This is a genomic window from Candidatus Liberimonas magnetica (assembly GCA_020523885.1).
GTDB lineage: Bacteria > Elusimicrobiota > Endomicrobiia > Endomicrobiales > JAFGIL01 > Liberimonas > Liberimonas magnetica.
In genome coordinates this window covers 86,831-109,961 of the sequence record JAJAPY010000004.1, presented here as the reverse complement: position 1 = coordinate 109,961, position 23,131 = coordinate 86,831, and the positions used below count along the sequence as shown (strand labels likewise).

The following is a 23,131-nucleotide window of genomic DNA, read 5'->3' as shown; positions in this document are numbered from 1 at the left end:
GCATTAGGCTGCGTTATTAAAGCCTCTGGCTTCAGGCCCAGTCTGTTCAGCCGGAGGAGCAGCGCTAAGATTTAATAAAAATGAATATTCTTTTTGGACAAGAAATATGTTTTTTAACAGCACCCTGCAAAAGGGTGCTGTTTTTTGTCCCCCTTCGCAGAAAAACTGCGGGCGTAAACCCGCAGATGCCCGGCCTTCGTAGCCATAGAGACTACTTCGGCGGAGCAGGCAATGCGAAGAAGGGGATACACCGAAACTGTGTTGCCGGTACGGTGTAACCCTTCGGGTCATCACCCGCAGGGTTAAAAGACCAAAGCAGCTCGTTTTTTAAAATAGCCATAACTCCGTTGGCCTGCATTGAATTTCTTTATATTATTTTGTATATTATTCATATATAATATAAAAATTATGTTAATCGCAGTGATCAATTGGAGAAACCATTGCAAGAAGCTTAAAAAAGGAGAAATAGGAATATGGCAAAAATATTAGTCGTTGACGATTCAAAGTTCATGCGGCTGACTCTTAAGAACATGCTAGAAAAAGGGGGGGGGCATACGGTCATAGGCGAAGCTGGAAGTGACGTGGAAGCGGTAATTCAGTATCAAAAGCTTCAGCCGGAACTTGTTACGATGGATATAATTATGCCGCTCGAATCAGGGTTGTCTGCCGTGAAGGAAATTATGAAAGCCGATCCGAAAGCAAGAATAATAATGGTATCCGCCATGGGCCAGGAAAAAATCATGGAAGAGTCCCAGCAATTAGGGGCGAAAGGTTTTGTGGAAAAGCCGGTAACACAGCAGGCTTTACTTGATGCGATTAATAAAGCAATGTTATGATAAAAGTCTTAATAATTGATGATTCACCGTTCATGCGTAAAGTTGTCAGAGAAATGCTTTCGTCTGATAAGGAAATTGAAGTTATAGGCGACTCCTCCGGCCCGGATGCTTTAGACAAAATAAAGCAGCTCAAACCCGATGTGGTTTCTTTGGATATCCTGATGCCGGGTACGGATGGACGATGGATCTTGGAAGAGATCAATAAACAGTGCCCTACAGCTGTTATAATTTTTAGTTGTCTTACTTCAAAAGATGCGGAAATTACTGCGGATATATTCATGATGGGAGCAGTTGATGTTCTCCAAAAACCGTCCCGGACCAAGGACATCTATCAGGTTAAGCAGGAACTTATAAAAAAGATAAAAGCTTCTGCTTCTGTTGATATAAATAAACTGTTAGAGTCCATTAGTTCCTTCAAAAGAAAGAATTTATTAGATAAGCCCGCTGTTTTACCGGTGACTAAAGTTGTCGCGATAGGTTCGTCTATCGGCGGCCCGCCGGCATTGACGGAATTACTGCATACGTTTCCGAAAGACCTGAATGTAGGTATTCTTGTTGCCCAGCACATGCCTGAAAATTTTACAAAAGCTTTCGCTTTACACCTTCAACAAACAACGCCTTTTGCCGTAAAAGTCGCAGAGGACGGCGATCTAGTGAGGTCCGGGCGGGTTCTGGTATCCCATTATGATAGAACATTGACCGTTCACAAGACTAAACGTGGGCTGATAGTAGAAATGGTTGAAATTGATTCCAGGTCAAAACCGTCTATCGCTGCCATGTTCAAATCAGTTGCTGAGGCCTGTCAGAAAGGTTCTGTGGGGGTGCTGCTTTCCGGCAAGTCTTTTGACGCAGCAGACGGCTTAAAGGCGATCAGGAAAAACGGCGGTAAGACCTTTGTCCAGGATAAGAGTACGTCTCTGGTCTGGGGCATGCAGCAAGATGCCGTTGAAGCGGGCGTTGTCGATAAAGTAGTACCGATAAATAAAATGTCGGAAGAAATAGTTAAAGCGTTAAGCTGATAAGGAGAATAGGATATCATGCCGGACGATATGGACCTAAGCCAGTTCAAAGATATGTTCGTTTCTGAAGCAAAAGAAAACCTTTCGCGGCTTAATGCTTCTCTTTTGGAACTGGAAAAGAATTTTAACGATAAAGACCTGTTGAATGAGATTTTCCGCGTCGCTCACACGCTTAAAGGCATGTCCGCGACTATGGGGTATGAAGAAGTTGCTGCGCTTACCCACGAGATGGAAAATGTGCTGGATGTGCTGCGCAAAGGCGATGTCAAGACAACGGAAAACATAGTGGAGATCCTTTTTAATTGTTTTGACACCCTGGAATTGCTTGTTGAAAAAATAATCAATGATGACAAAAAACACTATGAGATCAGACCCATACTAGATAAGCTTAAATCAGCGCTTGAAGCCAAGATAGAACCTGAAATAAAACCTGCTGCTCCGGAACAAACCAAAGAAGAAGTGCCTCAAACAGCGCCTTCTCCTTCAGGGGGCACGGCCGTTGCGGAAAAAGAACAGGCAATAAAGCTTAGAACAGAAAGTGTGCGGATAAAAGTAGAGCATCTGGATAAACTGATGAACCTTGTAGGAGAGCTCGTAATAAATAAATTGAGGCTGACCCAGATCGCAAACCAACACAAAATATCCGAATTATCCTCGACCGTAGCGCAGTTTGACAGGATAAGCGTGGATTTACAGGAACAAGTCCTGAAAACCAGGATGGTCCCTGTAAAGCATATTTTTGAAAGATACCCGCGCATGGTCCGTGACCTGTCAAAACTTCTGAAAAAAGAAATAGAGTTTCAGGTCATAGGTTCAGAAATAGAGATCGACAGGACGCTTTTAGAAGAGATAAATGAGCCGTTGGTGCATCTTTTGCGCAACTCCGTTGACCATGGGATAGAGTCTATGGAAGAAAGGACTAAAGCGGGGAAGTCACTTTCGGGCCTGGTCAAACTTATAGCGCGCCGGGAAAAAGGGTTTTGCATAATTGAAGTCAATGACGACGGTAAAGGCATGGATGTGCTGGAAATACGCCAAAAAGCAGTTGAGAAAGAAATAATTTCCCGGGAACATGCAGATAACTTGACTGAGAACGAAACATTTATGCTGATCTGCCACCCGTCGTTCTCTACCGCTAAAGAAGTAACCAATATATCCGGCCGCGGCGTGGGTATGGACGTCGTAAAAAATCTTGTAGAATCATTTAATGGGAAACTTGAAATCAGGTCAAAAAAAGGTGTGGGCTCCACTTTCACCATGTACCTTCCTTTGACTTTGGCTATAATCCAGGCATTGCTGGTCATTGTGTCCGGAGAAAAATATGCCATACCCCTGAACAATATAACCGAAATATCCATTATTGATCCGGCCTATATTAAAACTATAGAAAATAAAGAAGTCCTGCTTTTGCGCGATGAGGTCATACCTTTAATAAGGTTAAGAAAGTTGTTCTCTATGCCAGATTCTGATAATATTATCAAAGATAGCTATGCGGTTATAGTTGAGATAAGGGAAACAAAGATCGGCTTGGTGGTAGATTCGCTCTTCAGGCAGCAGGAAATAGTGATAAAGACACTTTCCGGTATCCTTAAAAACGCAAAAAACTTCAGCGGGGCAACTGTTTTAGGTGACGGAAGTGTTATTTTAATTTTTGATGTTGCATCGGTAATGTGAAGATCATGGATAAATTACTTATTGTTGATGATGATGAAAGCATACTCGAACTCCTGAGCGAATCGGCCAAATTCCTGGGCTATGATGCTGTCCCTGTAGGGTCAGCTACGGAAGCGGTAGGAAAAATGAAATCCGAAGCAGGCGGTTTTCCTGTTATTTTAACGGATATGATGATGCCCGGTATAAACGGGCTTGAATTGCTGCGCAGGATAAAAAAAGAATACCCTGACACCTTAGTAATCATGCTTACGGCAAACGTTTCCAAGGAAATGGCGACAAGATCGCTCAATGAAGGAGCTTTCGCGTTCCTAATCAAACCGGTAAATGAGGACGAATTTAAAAGTACCCTTCATAATGCTTTTGAAAAACATCATCAGCTGCAGGAAAATAAAAATAGTTAGGTTTTCTTTTTAGCTCAGGAGATAGTAATAAGGATACTCTTTGTGTCTTTACATATAAAAAATCCCGGAGGAGTAATAGTTTTAGGATACGGGAACGTTATTTTTTTGACGTTTCTTAAGGTATTATAAAAAATCATGGATAAAATCCTTATTGTTGATGATGATGAAAGCGTGCTTGAACTGCTGAAAGAATCGATTAAACTCATAGGGTATGATGTTACAGCCCTGGGTTCTGCTACGGAAGCGGTGGGGAAAATGAAATCCGAAGAAGGCGGTTTTCCTGTTATTTTAACGGACATAATGATGCCCGGCATAAACGGGCTTGAATTGCTGCACAGAATAAAAAAAGAATACCCCGAGACAATAGTAATTATGCTGACAGCCTATACTACTCTGGAATCAGCGGTAAAATCGCTTAATGAGGGAGCCTTTGCCTACCTCACCAAACCTATAAATTACGATGAACTTAAAAATGCTCTTCAAAATGCTTTTGAAAAACACCATCAGTTACAGGAAAAGAAAAAATTGATCGAAGAATTGAGTAAAGCAAAGGAATACAGCGATACCCTTGTTCATCATCTGGTGCATACTGTTATCGCGACCGATTCGAACGGGTATATAAAAAAAGTCAACCTGGCTATGGAAAAACTGCTGGGGTATACAGAAGAAGAGATAATCGGGCTGCCTATACAGTTCATCTTTGGCAAAGAATTTCAGGAGACTACCTTGGAACAGATGATAAAAAAAGGTTCTGTCAAGGATTTTCCCGTAACCTTTGTCAATAAAGACAAGCAAGAACTAAAATTATTATTTACCGGCACTGTTATGAAAAATAAAGCCGGGTATCTCGTAGGTTTTATCGGTACAGCTAAAAATCATGAATAATAACGAAGAGTTTTTTATACTTGATATAGGGACCCGTTTAGTAAGAGGAGCGGTATGTGAACGCCAGGCCCCTGGTTCTGATACAGCCGGGCCTACACTCCGTATAATCGATTCCGAGATCCTTGAACATGAGACCCGGGCAATGCGTTCCGGCCAGATACACGATATTGAAAAAGTCGCAGCTATAGTAAAAAGGATCAAATTTCACCTGGAAAACAGGGAACACGGCCAGAAAAGAACCCTGGCAAAAGTTTCAGTCGCAGTTGCAGGCAGGAATTTGATAACCTCTAACGGCACAGCAAGGCAAGAAAGGCCTCCCCATAAGCTTATCACTCCTGAGGAAGTCAATAACCTGCGGTTTGAGGCGGTCCGCTCAGCTCTTGAAAAATTCGACACGGAAACTGAATACACCAGCGCCGGCTATTCGGTGCTGGATGAAAAATTGGACGGGGAATCGATAAAATCCCTTACTGACCACCGCGGTTCGTCTATAGAAACAAGTATTATGGTAACGCTTCTTCCCCGGCAGGTGCTTGAAGCGATGTTTGCCGTCATGGAGAAGGCAGGCCTTGAGATAGAATATCTTACGTTAGAACCGATAGCCGCTCTTGAATGCAGTGTTGCGGAAAATCTGCATAGTTTAAATATAATTTTAATCGACATAGGCGCCGGGACTTCAGATATCGCCATAGTCCATCAGGGAAAGATCTCGGCTTACGGCATGGTACCTGTTGCCGGGGACATGATAACTGAAGCTATCTGTTCGGAATATCTAGTTGATTTCAATGAAGGAGAAAGAATAAAAAGGACAGAGAAAGACTGCATAAATATCAGGTACAAAGATATTTTTAACCGCGAAGACGAGAAACCGCTGGCAGAAATATTCAATAAAATAAGGCCTGCAGTAATAAATTTATCTCAAAGGATAAATGAAGATGTCCGGAAATATGCAAAAGCGGCCTCTGACTTTGCAGTTGTCCTGGTAGGGGGAGGCAGCCAGACCCCGTTTATTGAAGAAGAACTTTCAAAAGCGCTTGGCCTGCCCCTTTCCCGTATCGGCTCAAGGCCCGCTTATTTAAATAAAAAAGCTGTAGATACTACCGGCAAATTCAGTGGTGTGAATGCCACTGTAACCGTAGGCATTGGCTTGCTGCGCATAAAACAGCAGGGGCTTTCTCTGATACATTTAACCTTAAATGAAGAAAGAGTGACGGTTGTAACTTCCGAGAAAAAACCTGATATCCTTTCAGCTCTTCTTTCAAGAGGGATCCCGATGAAGAAAATATACGGCCTTCCGGGTGCGGCTAAAACGATTACCATAAACGGAAAAATGTTTACGATCAAGGGCGAACTGCCAACTCCTGCGGTTTTGAAGCTGAACGGAACGGAAGCATCCCTGGATATACAGGTCAAGGACGGGGACAAGATCATTTTTTATCCCGCAAAAGACGGGAAAGAAAAGGCAAAAAAAATATCGGAAGTTATAGAGGATTCCTGGAAAAACGAAAAGAAAATAGTATTTAACGGCAGGGAAATATGCGTCCCGTATAAAGTAATCGTTAACGGGAAAGAAACCGGCCCTGAAATAGAGGTTGAAGACAGGGCGGCTGTGGAATTAAAGGAAGCAGAGACCGTTTGTGATCTATTAACAGGGCTCGGCTTTGACCTAAGATCTGTTGAAAAAAACACTATTTTGCTTGATATAGACGGCGAAGACAGGGAGTTCGATAAAGCCAGCTGTGCGCTCAAGGTTAACGGGGAAGAAAGGCAATTAGCGGAAGAAATAAAATTACACGGATGCAATGAGATCGATTTTTATAAAAATGAGCTGTCCTGGAAGGTCAAAGATGTTGTGAGCGGTATCCCGCCGTCAGGCAGGGACCTGAACGTGGTAATAAACGGCGAAAGGTATTCATTCCCCGGGGCAAAGGGCAGGCTGTTGCTTAACGGCAAAAATGCTGCTATGGAAACGGAAATAAAGAGCGGAGATATCATCCGGAATTGCTGCGGTAAAGATGCCGAAGCGATACTAGTAGATGTTTTCCGTTATATTTCGGTCAATCCCCGGGAACAATTAGGTAAACGAATGCGTATTTTGATCAATGAGCAGGAGGCAAATTTTTCTTCTCCGCTGTTTAATGATGCCAAGGTCAAGGTATTGTTTGAGTGACAACTGACAAGAGCCATTAAATAACAATATAGGAATTCGGGTATTAACGTGCAAGCTGCTCCAAAGGTGTTTACCCTGGCTGTGTCATAATTACACTTTTCTGTCATTCTCGGACTTGACCCGACAATCCAAAATACTTTTACCGTAGAAACTAGATTCTCGTTTTCACGGTAATGGCACCGAAAAAAGTAAAAAATATAATTGCGACACACTCTCCTGAGTTGGGGAATTTTTGTAACAGGGAAAAGATGCTAATGAAAAAACTTACTGACCTGCAGGTCGACACATTAAAAGAAGTCTGCGGGATCGGCATAGGCAATGCCGCAACCGCCGTTTCGCAGATGTTAAAAAGAAAAATCAATATGAGCCTGCCGAAGCTCCAGCTTGTACCCATAAACGAAACGGCAAAAGTTATCGGCGACACGCAGACACTCGTAGTTGGGATTTACTGTAAGATGCTCGGAGATATGGCAGGAGGGGTCCTTATGACTTTCTCCTGTGAAAGTGCGAATAATCTTGTGCATATCCTTTTAAATAAAAAAACTGACAATCTAAACCGCCCGCTGGACGAATTGGAGGTATCGGCACTGAAGGAAATGGGGAATATCATAGCCGGCGCCTTCGTGAACGCACTTGTAAAAATGATAAATAAGGATGTTCTTATATCAGTGCCAAAATACGCGTTTGATATGATGGGTGCGGTAATTGATCTAATACTGATCGAATTAGCTGAAGTAGCTGACAGCGCAGTAGTCCTTGAGATAGTCTTTGATGATAATGAAAAAGAGATAAAAGGAAATTTCTTTATTTTACCCGACCCGGGATCGCTTAAGTTATTGCTGGATACCGTGGATATTTATGGAGGAGCGGGTTCAAATGGATAAATTTAACAAATTACAAATGGATATACTAAGGGAGATTATAAACACAGGGACGGGGCATGCAGCTACGGCCTTATCGGCACTTATAGATAAAAAAATAATAATGGTCGTCCCAGAAGTGAAACTGGTGCGGCTTGAAAAAGTGCCGGAGTATCTGGGAGGCGCCCAATTGCCGGTAGTCGGGCTGCTCTTTAAGATGTCCAATGATATATCCGGCAGTATACTCCTGTTTTTCACTCAGGAAAATTCGGACCTGTTATCAAAATTATTAACCGCGGATTTATACTCTGACAAAGACTTAAACAAGTCTGCAATAATGGAGTTGGGCAACATAGCGGTAAATTCATACTTAAATGCCATAGCGGAGATGATGGATTTTAAGATACTCATCTCTGTCCCCTATTATGCAAAAGACCTGCTCGGAGCGGTCATTGATTTTCTTTTAATTGAAATTGCGGAAGTTTCAGAGTATGCCCTCTTGATGGAAACATTCCTTGAGTCGCCGGACGTGAAACTTAAAGGTAATCTGATAATATTCCCGGATAATAAATCGTTAGACAAAATGTTTGACAAAGTCGGGGTTGGAAAAGAATAGAAAATGGAAAAAATACTCATAGAAGTAGCTGATTTTAAGGTGGCAAATAGCGGCACTATCCTTGAGACTTTAAGTTTGGGTTCTTGTGTGGGGATAGTTTTATATGACCAGGTTTCAAAGGTAGGAGGGATGGCTCACATCATGCTGCCCGACAGTACATTATCAAAGATCCAGGCCAGCCCGATGAAGTTTGCTGATACCTCGCTGCGCTTGATGCTGAGCAAAATGCTAGAATTAGGGGCCGATAAAAACAGGGTCATTGCTAAAATTGCCGGCGGTGCAAGTATGTTCGAGTCGGCAACTGAAGAGAAAGTTATGAATATAGGCGACAGGAATGTAGAAGCTGTTAAAAAGGTTCTTAAGGAATTGAATATCCGGTTACTGGCAGAAGATACGGGTGAAAATTACGGAAGGACGATTGAATTTAATCTTGCGACAGGCAGGATGTTAGTTAAAGCCGCACAGCGTGAAACAAAGGAATACTAGGTGAAGTACAGGAAATGAAAAATGCAAAATGAAAAATTTAAAATTAAGGTATCGCCTTTGGCGATTTATTTAAAAAAACCCGCCATTGGTTCTTTGGTGCATACAACAATTTTGCTTTTTGCAATTTTCATTTTGCATTGAAATTCTTAAACAATCTCTATCAATACCTTTCTTGTCCTTGGCCCGTCAAATTCCGTAAAAAATATACCCTGCCAGGTCCCTAAAACAAGCTGTTTTTCTTTAACGAATACGTTCAGAGAAAACCCCAACAAGCCGGCTTTGATATGAGCGTCGGAGTTCCCTTCCCTGTGAGCATAGCTGCTGTTTTGCGGTATAATATTATCAAGAGTTTGTATTATATCGCTTACCACGTCAGGGTCTGCATTCTCGTTTATGGTTATTGCAGCTGTTGTATGCGGGACAAAAATGTGGCATAGCCCGTTAGTAACACCGCTTTTTTTGAGTATTTCCCTGACTTTTGAGGTAATATCTATGAACTGGGTCCTATCAAAAGTTTTTAACGTTAGTTCATGCATTGATATTTTCCCTGAACTATTTAGAAGAAGTTTTTATAAGCTGAAGCGATTCTTTTGCGGTAAGAGCAACTGGCCCTTGGGAATCTCTGGCAGCTTTTTCAAGAGCTGATAGCACATCCTGGTTTGAGAAATTTCTTAAAGACCAGGCTGACCTCATCCTGACCCTTTCGATCTCTTCTTTGTTTCTTGAAAACCAGTACGGTTTTTTATTTAACTTTGAGATCAAAGGAGCTACCGCCCTGTAATCTCCCAGTATGCCCAGGAAGAGGCATAGCTCTTCCTGAAGTTTTAAAGGTGTTTTGTAGGTATTCAATAACTGTATAAGCAGCGGGACGGATTCTGCACATTTTATTTCTGACAGCAGTCTTGCCGCCTCTCCTATGACCGAAAAATCATCATCTTTTAGTTGTTCCATAAGGATAGCTTTTGACTGGTTTGTCTTTATAGTGGACAAAAACCTCATTATTTCCTTTTTTATGGCGGGGTCCGGATAACGCAGTAGTATCGAAAGGTGCTCTGTTATCTTGTCATCGCCTAAGATATTTAAAACTTCAATGACCCTTTTTATCTCGTCGGATATCAGACCGAGGTTCAGCTCTTCATTAAACCTCTTTCTTGCCGGCTCTCCCAGGCTTTTTAATGCTTCTGCTGCAAGCTTCCTTGAACGGATATCGTCGCTTTCTTTTATTATCTTGATTAGAGGGTCTAGGCTTTGGGGCCCGAATTTTATCATTATCTGCATACTGCCGAACTTTTTCTTGTCATTATCGGATTTCAGGTCGGAAACAAGCACTTCTACGATGTCAGGGAACAGCTTATTTAACGAGTTAAGAGCTGCCGTCCTGATCTGCGGGTTTTGCTTTATCTCTTCATGGGACTGCTGGCTTAACAGCTCTGCTATTTTTATCGCAGAATCATAATCGCCGTTAAGCAGGTTCTGAAATATTCTTTTTGCAAGCAGGTCGGCATAATAAAAATAAATATCTCCGGAAGTTTCCTGGATAGCGGCACCGATCAGGGGCCTTTCAATATATTTGATTATTTTTTCTTTCCCGTTTATGTAGAGTACCTCATAAACAGCCGCTATAGTCTGTATAGCGATAAGCCTCGTATCTACCGATGGATTTGTCAGGTTCTCTAAAAGTTTTTCTACGAGCTTTAAAATAAAATCGTTATAATCGATCTGGCAAAGCTTCTCGACAAGGCCGGGCAGGCTGTCCCTTATTTCCTTTTCAAGAAGCTCGGCAGGGGATTTCTCAAGGAGCTTTTCTATCTCAAATATCGTTGCGGGTTTTTCAGGTTTTGCTGAGAACCATTCCGGTATCTCATTTATGATGCCTTTCCTGAGGAGGTCTTCAAAGAACTGCCTCGGGAATTCCTTGGCGGCAGGCGTCATCAGTATGGTATGAATAAAGGTCTTTAATTTACCGAGCTGTTCTACAGCAGAAAAATCGGAGTTCTCTGTTTTTCTTACTTCTTCGTACCAGTTCGCTATTTCGCCGAAAATGTCTTGTATCTTTTCCTTTGAAAGCGTGTTCAATAACCTTTTCTTAAGGCCGGAGTCTTCTATCTTCGGAGGGAGCTGCCTGTCAAAAATCTCTTTTAAAGTAGCGGGGTCCTGTTTAGAAAGCTCCTGGGCGATATGGTTATAGAGCTGTTCCCGTGTTTTCAAATCAGGCACATCGTCTATTATGTCATAGGATTCCCTTATAGATTTTATAAGGCCTACTATAGCTCCTTTTGAGTTATTGATGGTCTCGGATATTTTTACGACTTTTTCTTCTCCCTTGATTGTCGCCACATAGACAGTCTGGTCAAAAGCGACGTGGGGAAAGTCAGAAAAATCCGACCTTTTCTTTTTTAAAAGGTTATCTAAAAGGCTTATCAGCTCTTCCTTGCCCAGCCCTTTTTTAAGGGTCATGCTTTGTATATTCAATGAACCGAATATTTTCAGTATCGCACTCGATGCAAGCTGGAGTTCTTTTGTTTCTGGCTCTGAGTTGTTGATAAGGAGTTTCTCGTTCAGGTTACTGAATGTAAGGCTTGAATCCTTTTCAAGGACCGAAGATATGATATTGTATAAAGTTTCAAGGGTAACGACCACGACCTGGCTGCTGCGCGGATATATCTTTAAATTTGTGACCGCAAGCCTGAAAGTTTTTATCAAATGGCTGATAGTCTCTTGTTCTATCTTTTTCATAAAATTAGTTCTTGTTCAAAGCGGCCGTTTTTCAGGCATACCCGGCCTTCTCGGGTATTTTCCCGGGGTCGGAAGTTCTTTCTTTAGCACTATTATAGAAAAGTTTTGTGCTAATTCACAAATAGTATAATTAAATGTTTCAATTATCTTTGAATTCAGTATATCCAGGACTTTTTTTATATGTGCATCATTTACTATATCGCAGGCAGACTCTTCAGTCTTGTATATTAATATATGGCCGGACTGCTTTACAAGGGGGACGGCATTTTCAAGGTTTGGAGCCAGCTTGCACATAGCTCTTGAAACTGCAAGGTCGAATTTTTCCCGGTAGTTACTGTCCTGTCCCAGGGCTTCGGCCCTTTCATTAATGATCTTAAGTTCAGGGTAACCGAGGGCGTTTTTTAAATGTTCGAGAAAATCGCACTTCTTTTTTTGTGATTCGACCAAAGTAATATCGTAATCCGGCCTTGCTGTCTTTAAGATAAAACCCGGGAACCCGGCCCCTGTCCCGAGATCTATAATAGACGGGTTTACAGCGTATTTATCTATTAGGTTAATGCTCATCAGGGAATCTGTAAAATGCCTCCAGAGCAGTTCTTTTTCAGTGCGGTATGATATGAGGTTGATATTTTCATTCCATTTTATAAGTTCCTGCAGATAGATCTTAAATTTTTCAAGAGCTTCTTTTGGCATAGAAATATTGTAGGTTTTGTTTAATGTTGCCTGCCAATTATCCCACATTGGGTCTGTTAAGAGTTCCTTATTCATGTTTTGATATTTCTCTATTATGTTTTTGCATGTTTATGACCAGAACGGCTATATCAGAGGGCGTTATACCTGAAATACGTGACGCCTGGCCTAAGGTTAAAGGCCGTATTTTATTTAGTTTTTGTTTTGTTTCTTGAGGCAGGCCTTTTATAGAGCTGTAATCGATATCCGGAGGGATCTTTTTATCTTCCATTTTTTTTAGTTTGTTTATCTGCACGTCCTGGCGTTTTATATAACCAGCGTATTTCTTTTCGATCGCAACCTCTAAGTCTATCTTTTCTTTAGTCCAGGGATAAAGCAATTTGTCGTCTGTTTCACAGCCTTCTTTTGAAACAAGGCTTTTACTTATGGCATCCCTGTAAATATCAAAAGCTTTATGCATCTTTGTAGCTATAAGGCCTAGCTTATACCCTTCATCCATTAACCTTAGATCCGCATTGTCACAGCGCAGGATAAGCCTGTACTCCGCCCTTGAAGTGAACATCCTGTACGGTTCATCAGTACCTTTTGTAGTCAGCTCATCGATCAATACTCCGATATAAGCCTGGTCGCGCCTTAATATAAAAGGTTCCCTGTTCTGAAATTTAAGCGCAGCATTTATGCCTGCCACGAGCCCCTGAGCAGCAGCTTCTTCATAGCCCGTTGTCCCGTTGATCTGGCCGGCAAAATACAAGTTTTCGATATTTTTTGTTTCAAGAGTAGGTTTTAACTGGGTTGGAGGCGCATAATCGTATTCTATGGCATAACCGTACCTCATTATCTTTGCATTTTCTAAACCTTTGATGGAGTGCACTATGTCTTCCTGCACGTCTTCAGGCAGGCTTGACGAAATACCGTTCGCATAATACTCTTCTGTAGTATAACCTTCGGGTTCCAGGAACACCTGGTGCCGCGTTTTCTCGCTGAACCTTACGACCTTATCTTCTATAGAAGGGCAATACCTCGGTCCTATACTTTTTATTACTCCGGAATACAAAGGCGACCGGTCTAAATTCTTTCTTATGATCTCATGGGTTTTTTCGTTCGTATAAGTAAGCCAGCAAGGCAGTTGTTTCCTGTTCTTTAAAGTTTCCTTGTCCGTAAAATGTGAGAAAGGTTCAGGAGGCACGTCTCCTTCCTGCGGGGAAAGACAAGAAAAATCTATGCTCTTTCCGTTTATTCTTGGAGGTGTCCCTGTTTTAAGCCGTTTTACCTCAAAACCGAAGTCTTCAAGGGAAGTCGAAAGGTTTTCTGCCGAGAGTTCGCCCAGCCTGCCGCCCTTAAAATGGGTGAGCCCGATATGTATCAGCCCTCTTAAGAAAGTGCCTGTGGTCACGATCACAATATCGCAGGCTATCTTAGTCCCTGCCTTTGTTTCTACGCCTGCCGCTTTGTTGTTTTTGGCGATAAGTTTTACCGCTTCTGCCTGCAAGAGGTCAAGGTTCTGCTGTTTTTCCAGAGAGTTTTTCATCAAAAGGTGGTATATTTTTTTATCGCACTGCGCTCTCGGAGACCAGACCGCCGGGCCTTTTGATTTATTAAGCATCCGAAACTGCAGTGCGGACTGGTCTGTGATAAAACCCATTTCCCCGCCAAGAGCGTCTATCTCCCTTACTATCTGCCCTTTTGCAAGGCCGCCAATAGCCGGGTTGCAGGACATCTGCGCTATTGTGTCCAAATTCATTGTTACAAGAAGTGTTGACAACCCCAGGCGGCTTGTACAAAGAGCAGCCTCGCATCCCGCATGGCCGGCACCTATCACTATGACATTATATTTATTCATATGTTTATTTTACCAGTATTATACCTGCTATGATGAGTATTATGCCGACAATCCTTGGCAAACTTAAAGCCTCTCCTAAGAAAATTACGCTTAAAAGAGCGGTTATAAGCGGGTAAGTGGCTACAATGGGGACTATTCTTGACGTATAATCCATTTGCAGGGCCTTGTAGAACGTGAAAGTTCCAAGCACTCCTGCAAGCAAGCCTGAAATTATAAAATAAATCATACTTTGTGACGGTATAGCGAACATATTCTTTATGTTTTTGCCTGTTACAAGAGCGGCAAGCATGAAAAGCCCAATAGATAATCCTCTTACTATTAACCCTATCATCGGGCTTGCGTTCTTAAGCGCAGCTTTGTCTAGTATAGGAGCGATCCCCCAGAATACGATAGTAAGCAAAACCAACAATATAGTTGTTTTTTCCATGTTTTAATCAGACATGATTGGTGTCACCTATTATCAGGCTTTACTTGCTTTACTTATTGCCGGATTCCAGATTGCTAATTCGGGGAATGACACCTTTTTTGCGTCTTAATGTATCACTACTTCGTTAAGTCGAATATCATACGACACTCTTTCTTCTTCGGTGTCTTTGCGAGGAGCGAAGCGACGTGGCAATCTCCAAAACGTCGAGATTGCTTCGCCTCTGGCTCGCAATGACAAACCTCACTTAACGAAGTAGTGATAGATATTGACTGAATCTCATGAATTAAGCAACTTAAAACCGTCTCTGCTTCCTGATTTCTTTTTATAAAACATATAACTTAATGTTCATCAAAAACCACTTGACAAAATAAATTTGAAATTGTATAACATTACTAGACTAGAAGCTGGTAGGGAGCATTCTTGCTTTCTTATTGATTTATAGATCTCTTCCCGAGATAAATAAATCGCCAGCTTCTTTCTCTTTTATAACCTTAATCCCAGAACAAGGATACTCTTTACCTTCCACGTTAAATTTAGTCCTACTCTTAAATTCCATGCTCTTAACAAACTTAAAAAATTCCGACCTACCCCTATCCCCTGTAAACCTTGAGCCCAAAATATATGCTACCATATCAGCAAATTGAATACCTACATTTTCAGTAGAAATAGCAAAGAAAGGAACTTTAATAATATTATCAAATGTTTGACCAACATGACTCCTGTGAAAAAAATTACTTACACTTTTAGAGAGTTTTTGGTTAAAACTAATATTTCTATCATCAAATATAATTTTTGCCATAAGATTAGGGTAATTTTCTTTCATAAATATGTTTATTCTCTCAAACAAAAAGAAAAAAGGTCTTTCAAGATTTCTTACATCAGCACATGCTAAATCCGCTTCTTCTTTTGCAAAAACAACTGATGCAAATACTAGTACTCCTGCTGTTTTCATATAAGCAAAGATATCTCTTGCAAGGGTTAATTCTCTAGAAACTATCTGTTTTTCTTCAAGTCTAAATACAAATTCTCTAAACATATGAGACCCTTTAATTTCAATATCTCCAGCTTTAAAACCTAAATTTTTTATTTTTAGATCATGTATATATTGAGAACACATATTATAGTCATGACTGTTTATTTGGATTGCAGACAATACCCCAACTTTATATTTATTATCTTCTGTTGTTTGCCAACTTTCATCTATAAAGAAAAGCATATAAACCTCTAAAATAATATATTTGGCAGTAGAGAAAAATGGTGCCTGCCTTCACTAAGTACACTACTATTTTGCGTCTAATGTATCTTTTGACTCAATATTACCGAAATCTTATGCTTTTAAACTTTAATTTAAGATTAGCTATGCAAATTTTAAATGCTCAGTTCTAGAACGAACATCTTCGCATGCGGCAATGCAAGTATATCTTTTTCACAAAATCCGTTTTTCAGGCATGTTTTGTAGGCCCCGGCCATAGCGTCAGTCCCGCGGAAAATTATATTTTTGTACCCGTGCTTTTTACAGAAATCAAGCGCGTGCCGTATCAGTTTCGAACCGTGGCCTTTTCCTCTGAACTCTTTTTTAAGAAAAAGCCTTCGGAGCAGAGCGGTATGGTGCGTATCATATTTTATTCCCACAGTGCCTACTATATGCCCTTCAGATCCTTCCGCCACATAAAATATCTCGTTCTTTCCGCTGTAATGCTCGCAGGTATTTTCCAGGTCATCGGTTGTATAACCCCGTGCGCTTTCAATGAATTCATCCCTCATTATCGAACTGATAAGGTTTTTTACCGCACTATTGTCTCCCTGATTGATCTGGCGTATTTTAAGCATAGTCCCTCCTGATATATTTTATATTTTTATGAAATTCAGGTGACACAATACTTAATTCGACTATTACATTCCTTGTTCAAGCCATAATGGTATCTTATGTCGTATTTTTTACATTAAAAATCAACCCAAAACATTCATATTAAGCAAATATTTATCAACTTTTTTTATTAAAAGATTCATTTCTAAGAGTTTATCTAAATCTCTGCGGATAGTGCGCTCACTAATGTCTCTATAGATTATATCTAAGCCGCTTATTTCATTTATTTCTTTTAAAGTAAATTCTTTTTGCAAAATTAATAGCTGGCTTAATAAATCTAATTCTCTTTGTGTTATTTTCTTTTCTTTAAACATAAAAGAATAGTAATCCTTTAGCGTAAACATTCTTATATAAAAAAATATTCTTGACTTGATGACATTTTGAGATTCGATATGCCCTTTTAGAACGAAGGAAATAAAGTCTGTGATATCATTATCCTTGTTATTGATAGCCGATGAGAAGGCTCGAAAATAATCGTCAAGATGATAATAGTAATAGTTTGAAAGCATGACTGGAATGTATTTTATGCCGGCTTGAAAAAGAAATAATGCTTCTATTAATCTTGACGTTCTACCGTTCCCATCACCGAAAGGATGGATCCTTGCTAAATAGAAATGAGCTAACGCAGCTCTAATAACCGGATTTGCTTTCTTTGCTTCTTCGCTGTTGATCCATTTAATAAACTCATCCGTTAGCATTTTTATATCTTCATAGGTTTTTGGCGGGACATCAACTCCACCGTGTTCCGGGTCTCCTACTTTAACCAGATGATTTCTGTAGTTCCCAGGAGTATTGTCTTTATAATCAATATTTTGTGTAACTAATAGGTGAATATGTCTTACAATTTCTTCAGTAAATATGAAACCATCTTTTTGAACAGGAAGCGTTTTTATATAGGTATAAGCCTCTTTTAAATTAGCGATTTCTGTTTCGTTTTTCTTATTCTTGCCAGGTTCTGTCTGGGTTTTATTTGAAAGCAGTTCCTTTACCCTTTCTTCATTTAATGAATTGCCTTCTATGGCAGCTGTAGAAAAAATCGACTTCAAGATTAATTCATCTTCGATTTTTGAGGCCAAATCAGGAAGTATGGGTATTTCTGAAACCAGAGCATACAAAAGGACAGAATTGATAAACAAGTCTTTAACTTCGTTTTCACTGTATTTGGCAGAAAAAACAAATTGTCCTGACTTGAAAGTAAGTACTTTTTTTTCAGTAATTATGTCACTTATATTGTCATTCATATAATTATATGTATATTAAATGCTATTTTGATAATATATTATAGTTAATTACAACTATTTTGTCAATGCATATTGCTTAAATATTTTTATATAATGCCAGTCTAATCTAAAGTTAAAGTAGTTTCAAGCTAATTCTACATTTTTATTTAGTTTTTAGCAAATAGTTGGTTAGGAAAAAAGGTATTGGTTAAAAATAGGAAAGCACTAGTGAGTTTTTCTGGATGCCCTATTTAAGCAATCGGGCATGGCAAACAACAAAGGCTCGTTCACTCAATCTTCTATTTGAAAGATGACGGCAGGATATAATCTGAAGCGAATTTCTCTTTGGCGGCTAATAACCGGGTTTTTTGGCCGTTTAAAACGTCAAAAAGTTCTTTCGGGATATCCTTTAATTTGGTGTAGTAGGCCCTTATCCTTTCAAGTTTGGCAAGGTTTTCCTGTATGCGGATGGTAAAAAGTTTATTATAATCTTCCAAAGTAAAATCTTTTCCCAAAACAGAACTGAAAATATCTTTAAGGTCTTCATATAGGGGGATGTTCCCTGTAGGCATTTTTATTACTTTTGCCCGGCCGTTAACTCTTTTTTCTATCCATATATACCATGCTTTTTTATCTTCCCGGCCGTTAATGAACTTCCCTTCCTTATCCTTTAAGAAATAATTTACTCCGAAAATAGCAGGCTGCGTTTTTAATTTTTTGCCGAAGTCCAGGTTCATTTTTATGTAATTGCCAAGAGGTACTGATACGAAATCCATATTGGACATGGGATCGATAACCCTTACGCCTGCCTTGCCGAGCGTAGCTGCGGTAGTCTCGGATTCAAGGGACGCTCCTTTTATGATTATCCCATGACTCCAGTCAAAAGCCTCTTCAACCGGGCAGGATGTATCTGAATCCCTGCCGCCGTAAACAAGGGCGGATACAAGCATTCCACCTTTGTTGTCCCAGTCCGGGTCAAGGTTTTCAAGACCGCCTAAGCCCATGGTGAAGCGTGCGTTTAAATGGGAAACAGGTATTTCTTTTCCGTTCTTGTCCGTATTTCCTTTTTTCCAGGGGCCTGAGAAATTTATGCCTTCCTGGGGGATCTCTCCGTCTTTCCCTATCCAGTGAACGTCTTTTTCTTTGGTCATTAATATATTAGAAAAAATTACCTCATCTTCTTTATTTATGGCTTTCCATAGCAAAGGGTCATCTTTTGAATTTATTCCCTGTATTATGCCGAACATGCCCTTTTCAACGTTCACTGCCCTTAGTTCCTTATGGACCTCTCTTATGTAGGCGATATCGTCACCGACAATCGTCTCTCCTTCGATCATTGCTGTAGAGGTTTTTCCGCACATAGAAGGGAAAGCCCCTGCTATATAAGTTGTCTTATCTTTACCTTTTATGCCCATGAGGAGCATATGTTCGCAAAGCCACCCTTCTTTTTGTGCGTGGTAAATAGCAAGCCTCATTGAAAGTTTTTTTAAGCCGACAGAATTTCCTGCATACTGGGTATTTACGCTGTACACGGAGTCGCCTGTGATATCGAGGTATATCCTTCTTTTATCAAGCTCAATTGATGTTTTTCTATCATCTACTTTTCCGGCAGAGTGCAAAAGCCTGAAGAAGTACGGCATTTTTTCATTTCTTACAAAATCTTCGTAGCCAGAGCGGTACAGTATATTCTCGCTGTGCGTGACATAGAAAGAATCCGTTATCTGCAGGCACGGGATGGAGAACTCTGAATTTGAGGGTCCGAGAGAATAAAACCCGATTATCATGGTTTTGTTTCTCATTATGTCTTTAAAAAAACCAAGGACCTCGGCTACGCCGGTGTCCCTGTCTAAAGTGTTGGTGTTTTGCAGTTCCATCCCTTTCGGGACAAGTATCCTCGTATTTTCTTTATCTCTTGCCTGGTCGTTATAGTTGTCAAAATGCATCGTATGACCGTTTTTAGCAAGGGGTATTTCCTCGCCTAATGTGAGCGCCATATTTTTAACATAGCTGATATCTTCATTCGATCCGGTATTTACAAAGAGTTCTCTTGGCTCGCATAACTTTATCATGCCGCTTATATATTTTAACACTTCCTGGTTTTTTATTTTTTCGATTTTTGCTTCCTGTGTTTTGTTAAATTTATCATTGAACATAGTACACCTCTCTTAATTTATATTGACTTCTATAAAAAATGTATTAATTACTCCCAAACGGTTACTTCAACGTTTTTGAGGATAGTTTTTTTGGTTGGATAAATACTTCCTACTATATCTTCAGGTTTAAACCAGAGTTTTATTTCTCTTTCCGCTTCAGCAGGGTCGCTTGAACAGTGTATTACGTTTTCATAAAGCCCGGAAGTGAGTATCCTGCCATAAGCTCCGCGTATAGAGATCGGGTCTGCCTGCTCTGGATTTGTAGCCCCGGCAATGGCTCTGAGCTGTTTTATCGCATTATCTCCCTGGTAAACCAGGGCAAAAACCCGGTTATAAGGTTTGCCGTGTAATTCTCCCCTTAAGTACCGGACAAGTTCATTAAAAAACGGCTGGTCTGAAAGCTGTCTATAATGTTCTTCGGCAAGTTCTTTGGATACAACAACCATCTTTGCTCCGATTATGACCATCTTGGCTTCAGAAAGCTTGGTCAATATATTTCCGGTAAGGGATTTTTTTAAGCCATCGGGCTTGATAAGGACAAGTGCTTGTTGTATGTTTTTTACAGTTTCCGGCATATTTTTTCCGCCTTAAGTGTTGAGTATTTAAAGTTGTCATATTATATTAAAGTGCAATATTTTTGTCAAGGTTTTTAGAAGGAAATTCAAAATGCAAAATGAAAAATGCAAAATTAAGGTGTCCGCTATAGCGGACTTATTTAAATTATACCGCAAAGAGGGATACAAAAATTTTGCATTTTGCAATTTTCATTTTGCATTTAAGTTAGGCCGCCTTTAGCGGTCCTAACTTGAAGGTTTACAAGAAAACTTTAAATCTGATATAATCGCTGTATAGGTATGGCCAATTTGATCTTCTTTTCATCAGGATTTCTATCAGTAATCATTCAAACGCTTCTTTTAAGAGAGATGCTCGTGGTTTTTCAGGGCAACGAGCTTACCATAGGGCTCATTTTTGCTCAGTGGCTGCTGGGGGTATCGCTTGGCAGTTATCTTGCAGGGTTGGTACCCTTGCAACTTAGGGAAAACAGCAGGTATCTTTTATTAACGTCCTTTCTTTTTATAGGGTCTTTTTTTGCAGTAGAATTATTTGCCGTAAGGAACCTGAGGAATATTATGGGCTTATTCCATGGGGAAGGCATATCTTTATTAAATACCGTATGGGCATCTTTTGCTGTCATTTTTCCGGTAAGTTTTTTTATAGGGGCGCAATTTAACTTAAGCGTAAATTGGCTAAATCAGGAAAAAGACGGGCCTTCTTTTATCCTGATATATTTCTGGGAATCAATGGGATACCTTTTCGGTGGTATATTTTTTACATATATACTGATCAATTATTTTAATAGCTTCTCGATCGTTTATTTGGCCCTGGGGCTTTGTTTAACTACGGCATTTTTTTTGGCAGGAACAAAGAAAACCAGGGCTCTGTTTACAGTATCGGTGTTGCTCTATTTGCTCCTTTTGCCGGTCGCCCCGCATTATCTGGAAGTTATAAGCCTGGCAAAACTTTACAGAGGTTTTGACCTGAAAGAAACAAGGAACTCCCCTTACGGGCAGCTAGCTGTCCTTGAAAAAAACGGGGAAAAAAACTTCCTTTGTGACGGTATTACCCAGTTCACATTGCCGAATGAAGATACTTCCGCAAGCGAAGAATTCTCTTACCTGCCGTTATTATTCCACAAAGGTCCGAAAAATACACTTTTAATAGGCGGCTGGGGCAAATATTTAAAAGAAATATTAAAATATCCAGGAGTTTTTCTTGACTACTGCGAACTTGATCCTGATTATATAGCTATTTTAAATAAGAACTGGCCCGGGAACATGAACAACGAGCTCCGGAACAAAAACCTGAGGATCTATTATACCGACGGAAGAAGTTTTTTAAGAAAAGAAGAAAAAAAATATGACGTTATTTTTCTCGGCCTTGATTATCCGGGCACGCTTGCTCTAAACAGGTATTTTACCTATGAATTTTTTTGTTTAGCCAGGGAAAAATTAAATCCGGACGGTATCCTTGCCATAAAACTTCCGGGTTCAATGGTTTATATAGACAGCTATTTGCGGGGCCTTTTATCCTGCATCAAAAACACATTGGAAAATGTTTTTTATGCTGTAAAGGTCATCCCTGGAGAAACGAGCATATTATTATCCTTTAAGAACAGCCCTGCAAAAGAAGAGGTTAATAAACATTTCCTTGAATCAAAGCTTGATACAAAGTTCCTTTCAGCCCCTTATCTGGATTACAAGCTGGACCCCGGGAAAGAAAGCTGGCTGAAGGAGGAGCTGAAAGATACAGCTGGGCCCGGTAGTAAGCTAAAAAACATGAATTATGATTCTCATCCAAGAGGCATTGTGTTTTCCATGCTTTACTGGCAATCGATATTTGCTCCTGCCTTTAGTAAAATGTACTTGTTGCTTGTTAAATACTCCTGGGTGTTATGGGTCTTATTAGGCATAGCTTTCTTAAATAACAGGACAGGGGTCTCTGGTACGGCATTTACTTCAGGTTTTGCCGGTATGGGGCTTCAGATGATAAGTGTTTTTGGCCTTCAGGTTTATTACGGCAATATCTATCATTTTATTGGTCTCTTAAGCGCTATGTTCATGGCCGGGATCGTATTTGGATCAGGGATGAATGCAAAAAAAGAAGATGGGAAAATAGTTGACGAACTATTGAAAATAGAATGGATATTTTGTTTCTGGATAGTCCTGTGTTATTTTTTGTTTAAATTTTTGGTATTAAAAGGAGCTGTTTTTTTTATTTTTTCAATAGGAAGCGGTGCTTTGCTTGGATTTGAACTTCCTTTGCTTATCCTGGCAAAAAAACAGTTTGACGGCATTTCCGAAACCAAAGCTTCAGGTACTATATATGCATCCGACGTTTTTGGAGGTTTTTTTGCTGCACTGTCAATTGGTTGCCTTATTCTGCCGGCCTGGGGCCTAGGAAAAACCTTTATTTTTTTACTTTTACTTAAAATTATGAGTCTGAAATGGTGGATAATTTTATCCGGTCCTAGCCGAGTTATATTATAAAAAGGGTAAGACCCACAAAGCTATTGAAATAATATGAGCAATTGCTAAACCAGGACAAAGACAATTTTATAGCTCACAGCAATTTAGCATCTATTTACCTGAGTATTAATAAATACAAGGCTAAAGAGCACCTGTTAAGGGCCATAAACATAGGCCAAGGCCAAGGCATCAAAGATGATATATTGCATGTCCTTGAAAATTATC

General features: G+C 40.1%; 20 protein-coding genes. 10 read left to right on the top strand and 10 right to left on the bottom strand.

Annotated features, from left to right (window positions below):
- The first annotated feature begins 473 nt into the window (after positions 1-473).
- From LHV68_04555 to LHV68_04515, 9 genes are all read left to right on the top strand, one after another.
- Positions 474-836: a response regulator gene (locus tag LHV68_04555; protein ID MCB4791140.1), complete on the top strand. Its 363-nt coding sequence runs from the start codon at positions 474-476 to the stop codon at positions 834-836.
- A complete protein-coding gene (cheB, locus tag LHV68_04550; protein MCB4791139.1) occupies positions 833-1,855 on the top strand; it encodes a chemotaxis-specific protein-glutamate methyltransferase CheB in 1,023 nt (340 codons plus the stop codon). The genes LHV68_04555 and cheB overlap by 4 nt, the downstream gene beginning before the upstream one ends.
- 18 nt (positions 1,856-1,873) lie before the next feature.
- Complete coding sequence (locus tag LHV68_04545) at positions 1,874-3,529, top strand: chemotaxis protein CheA (GenBank protein ID MCB4791138.1); 1,656 nt, start codon at positions 1,874-1,876, stop codon at positions 3,527-3,529.
- A 5-nt stretch (positions 3,530-3,534) separates the two neighbouring features.
- Positions 3,535-3,930, top strand: a complete 396-nt coding sequence (locus LHV68_04540) for a response regulator (GenBank protein ID MCB4791137.1) — start codon at positions 3,535-3,537, stop codon at positions 3,928-3,930.
- A gap of 135 nt (positions 3,931-4,065) precedes the next feature.
- Positions 4,066-4,815, top strand: a complete 750-nt coding sequence (locus LHV68_04535; GenBank protein MCB4791136.1) for a response regulator — start codon at positions 4,066-4,068, stop codon at positions 4,813-4,815.
- Positions 4,808-6,985 carry a rod shape-determining protein gene (locus LHV68_04530; protein MCB4791135.1) on the top strand — a complete coding sequence of 726 codons (2,178 nt, stop codon included), beginning with the start codon at positions 4,808-4,810 and terminating at the stop codon, positions 6,983-6,985. The genes LHV68_04535 and LHV68_04530 overlap by 8 nt, the downstream gene beginning before the upstream one ends.
- A gap of 254 nt (positions 6,986-7,239) precedes the next feature.
- Positions 7,240-7,869: a chemotaxis protein CheC gene (locus LHV68_04525; GenBank protein ID MCB4791134.1), complete on the top strand. Its 630-nt coding sequence runs from the start codon at positions 7,240-7,242 to the stop codon at positions 7,867-7,869.
- Positions 7,862-8,461: a chemotaxis protein CheC gene (locus LHV68_04520; GenBank protein ID MCB4791133.1), complete on the top strand. Its 600-nt coding sequence runs from the start codon at positions 7,862-7,864 to the stop codon at positions 8,459-8,461. The genes LHV68_04525 and LHV68_04520 overlap by 8 nt, the downstream gene beginning before the upstream one ends.
- Before the next feature lie 3 nt (positions 8,462-8,464).
- Positions 8,465-8,947, top strand: coding sequence for a chemotaxis protein CheD (locus tag LHV68_04515; protein ID MCB4791132.1), 483 nt, complete (start codon positions 8,465-8,467; stop codon positions 8,945-8,947).
- A 146-nt stretch (positions 8,948-9,093) separates the two neighbouring features.
- Here LHV68_04515 and LHV68_04510 read toward each other — a convergent pair whose 3' ends face one another.
- The 10 genes from LHV68_04510 to LHV68_04465 form a co-directional block, all read right to left on the bottom strand.
- The gene (locus tag LHV68_04510; protein MCB4791131.1) at positions 9,094-9,483 is read right to left on the bottom strand and encodes a secondary thiamine-phosphate synthase enzyme YjbQ; all 390 of its coding nucleotides are present in this window, start codon (positions 9,481-9,483) and stop codon (positions 9,094-9,096) included.
- Positions 9,484-9,499: 16 nt separating this feature from the next.
- Complete coding sequence (locus LHV68_04505; protein ID MCB4791130.1) at positions 9,500-11,683, bottom strand: hypothetical protein; 2,184 nt, start codon at positions 11,681-11,683, stop codon at positions 9,500-9,502.
- Positions 11,684-11,698: 15 nt separating this feature from the next.
- A complete protein-coding gene (gene rsmG / locus LHV68_04500; GenBank protein ID MCB4791129.1) occupies positions 11,699-12,451 on the bottom strand; it encodes a 16S rRNA (guanine(527)-N(7))-methyltransferase RsmG in 753 nt (250 codons plus the stop codon).
- Positions 12,444-14,213 (bottom strand): tRNA uridine-5-carboxymethylaminomethyl(34) synthesis enzyme MnmG, encoded by a 1,770-nt coding sequence (gene mnmG, locus LHV68_04495; GenBank protein MCB4791128.1) that lies wholly within the window; start codon positions 14,211-14,213, stop codon positions 12,444-12,446. Before mnmG ends, rsmG begins: the two co-directional genes overlap by 8 nt.
- A 4-nt stretch (positions 14,214-14,217) precedes the next feature.
- The gene (locus LHV68_04490; GenBank protein ID MCB4791127.1) at positions 14,218-14,640 is read right to left on the bottom strand and encodes an EamA family transporter; all 423 of its coding nucleotides are present in this window, start codon (positions 14,638-14,640) and stop codon (positions 14,218-14,220) included.
- A 436-nt stretch (positions 14,641-15,076) separates the two neighbouring features.
- The gene (locus LHV68_04485; GenBank protein MCB4791126.1) at positions 15,077-15,856 is read right to left on the bottom strand and encodes a DUF3800 domain-containing protein; all 780 of its coding nucleotides are present in this window, start codon (positions 15,854-15,856) and stop codon (positions 15,077-15,079) included.
- 152 nt (positions 15,857-16,008) lie between these two features.
- Entirely contained in the window at positions 16,009-16,470 is a 462-nt protein-coding gene (locus LHV68_04480; GenBank protein ID MCB4791125.1) for a GNAT family N-acetyltransferase, read from the bottom strand.
- Between the two features lie 120 nt (positions 16,471-16,590).
- Positions 16,591-17,748, bottom strand: a complete 1,158-nt coding sequence (locus LHV68_04475) for a Fic family protein (protein MCB4791124.1) — start codon at positions 17,746-17,748, stop codon at positions 16,591-16,593.
- 278 nt (positions 17,749-18,026) lie between these two features.
- A complete protein-coding gene (locus LHV68_04470) occupies positions 18,027-19,880 on the bottom strand; it encodes a phosphoenolpyruvate carboxykinase (GTP) (protein ID MCB4791123.1) in 1,854 nt (617 codons plus the stop codon).
- A 47-nt stretch (positions 19,881-19,927) separates the two neighbouring features.
- A complete protein-coding gene (locus tag LHV68_04465) occupies positions 19,928-20,455 on the bottom strand; it encodes a nucleoside-diphosphate kinase (GenBank protein MCB4791122.1) in 528 nt (175 codons plus the stop codon).
- A 279-nt stretch (positions 20,456-20,734) separates the two neighbouring features.
- Between LHV68_04465 and LHV68_04460 the strand changes: the two genes are divergently transcribed.
- A complete protein-coding gene (locus LHV68_04460; protein MCB4791121.1) occupies positions 20,735-22,927 on the top strand; it encodes a hypothetical protein in 2,193 nt (730 codons plus the stop codon).
- Positions 22,928-23,131 lie beyond the last annotated feature (204 nt).

Bases quoted from the DNA above. Each gene is read 5' to 3' on its own strand.
- LHV68_04460 (MCB4791121.1), top strand. From the start codon at position 20,735: ATGGCCAATTTGATCTTCTTTTCATCAGGATTTCTATCAGTAATCATT.
- cheB (MCB4791139.1), top strand. From the start codon at position 833: ATGATAAAAGTCTTAATAATTGATGATTCACCGTTCATGCGTAAAGTT.
- LHV68_04525 (MCB4791134.1), top strand. From the start codon at position 7,240: ATGAAAAAACTTACTGACCTGCAGGTCGACACATTAAAAGAAGTCTGC.
- LHV68_04505 (MCB4791130.1), bottom strand. From the start codon at position 11,683: ATGAAAAAGATAGAACAAGAGACTATCAGCCATTTGATAAAAACTTTC.
- mnmG (MCB4791128.1), bottom strand. From the start codon at position 14,213: ATGAATAAATATAATGTCATAGTGATAGGTGCCGGCCATGCGGGATGC.
- LHV68_04535 (MCB4791136.1), top strand. From the start codon at position 4,066: ATGGATAAAATCCTTATTGTTGATGATGATGAAAGCGTGCTTGAACTG.
- LHV68_04540 (MCB4791137.1), top strand. From the start codon at position 3,535: ATGGATAAATTACTTATTGTTGATGATGATGAAAGCATACTCGAACTC.
- LHV68_04555 (MCB4791140.1), top strand. From the start codon at position 474: ATGGCAAAAATATTAGTCGTTGACGATTCAAAGTTCATGCGGCTGACT.
- LHV68_04530 (MCB4791135.1), top strand. From the start codon at position 4,808: ATGAATAATAACGAAGAGTTTTTTATACTTGATATAGGGACCCGTTTA.
- LHV68_04510 (MCB4791131.1), bottom strand. From the start codon at position 9,483: ATGCATGAACTAACGTTAAAAACTTTTGATAGGACCCAGTTCATAGAT.
- LHV68_04475 (MCB4791124.1), bottom strand. From the start codon at position 17,748: ATGAATGACAATATAAGTGACATAATTACTGAAAAAAAAGTACTTACT.
- LHV68_04465 (MCB4791122.1), bottom strand. From the start codon at position 20,455: ATGCCGGAAACTGTAAAAAACATACAACAAGCACTTGTCCTTATCAAG.
- rsmG (MCB4791129.1), bottom strand. From the start codon at position 12,451: ATGAATAAGGAACTCTTAACAGACCCAATGTGGGATAATTGGCAGGCA.
- LHV68_04470 (MCB4791123.1), bottom strand. From the start codon at position 19,880: ATGTTCAATGATAAATTTAACAAAACACAGGAAGCAAAAATCGAAAAA.
- LHV68_04480 (MCB4791125.1), bottom strand. From the start codon at position 16,470: ATGCTTAAAATACGCCAGATCAATCAGGGAGACAATAGTGCGGTAAAA.
- LHV68_04520 (MCB4791133.1), top strand. From the start codon at position 7,862: ATGGATAAATTTAACAAATTACAAATGGATATACTAAGGGAGATTATA.
- LHV68_04515 (MCB4791132.1), top strand. From the start codon at position 8,465: ATGGAAAAAATACTCATAGAAGTAGCTGATTTTAAGGTGGCAAATAGC.
- LHV68_04490 (MCB4791127.1), bottom strand. From the start codon at position 14,640: ATGGAAAAAACAACTATATTGTTGGTTTTGCTTACTATCGTATTCTGG.
- LHV68_04485 (MCB4791126.1), bottom strand. From the start codon at position 15,856: ATGCTTTTCTTTATAGATGAAAGTTGGCAAACAACAGAAGATAATAAA.
- LHV68_04545 (MCB4791138.1), top strand. From the start codon at position 1,874: ATGCCGGACGATATGGACCTAAGCCAGTTCAAAGATATGTTCGTTTCT.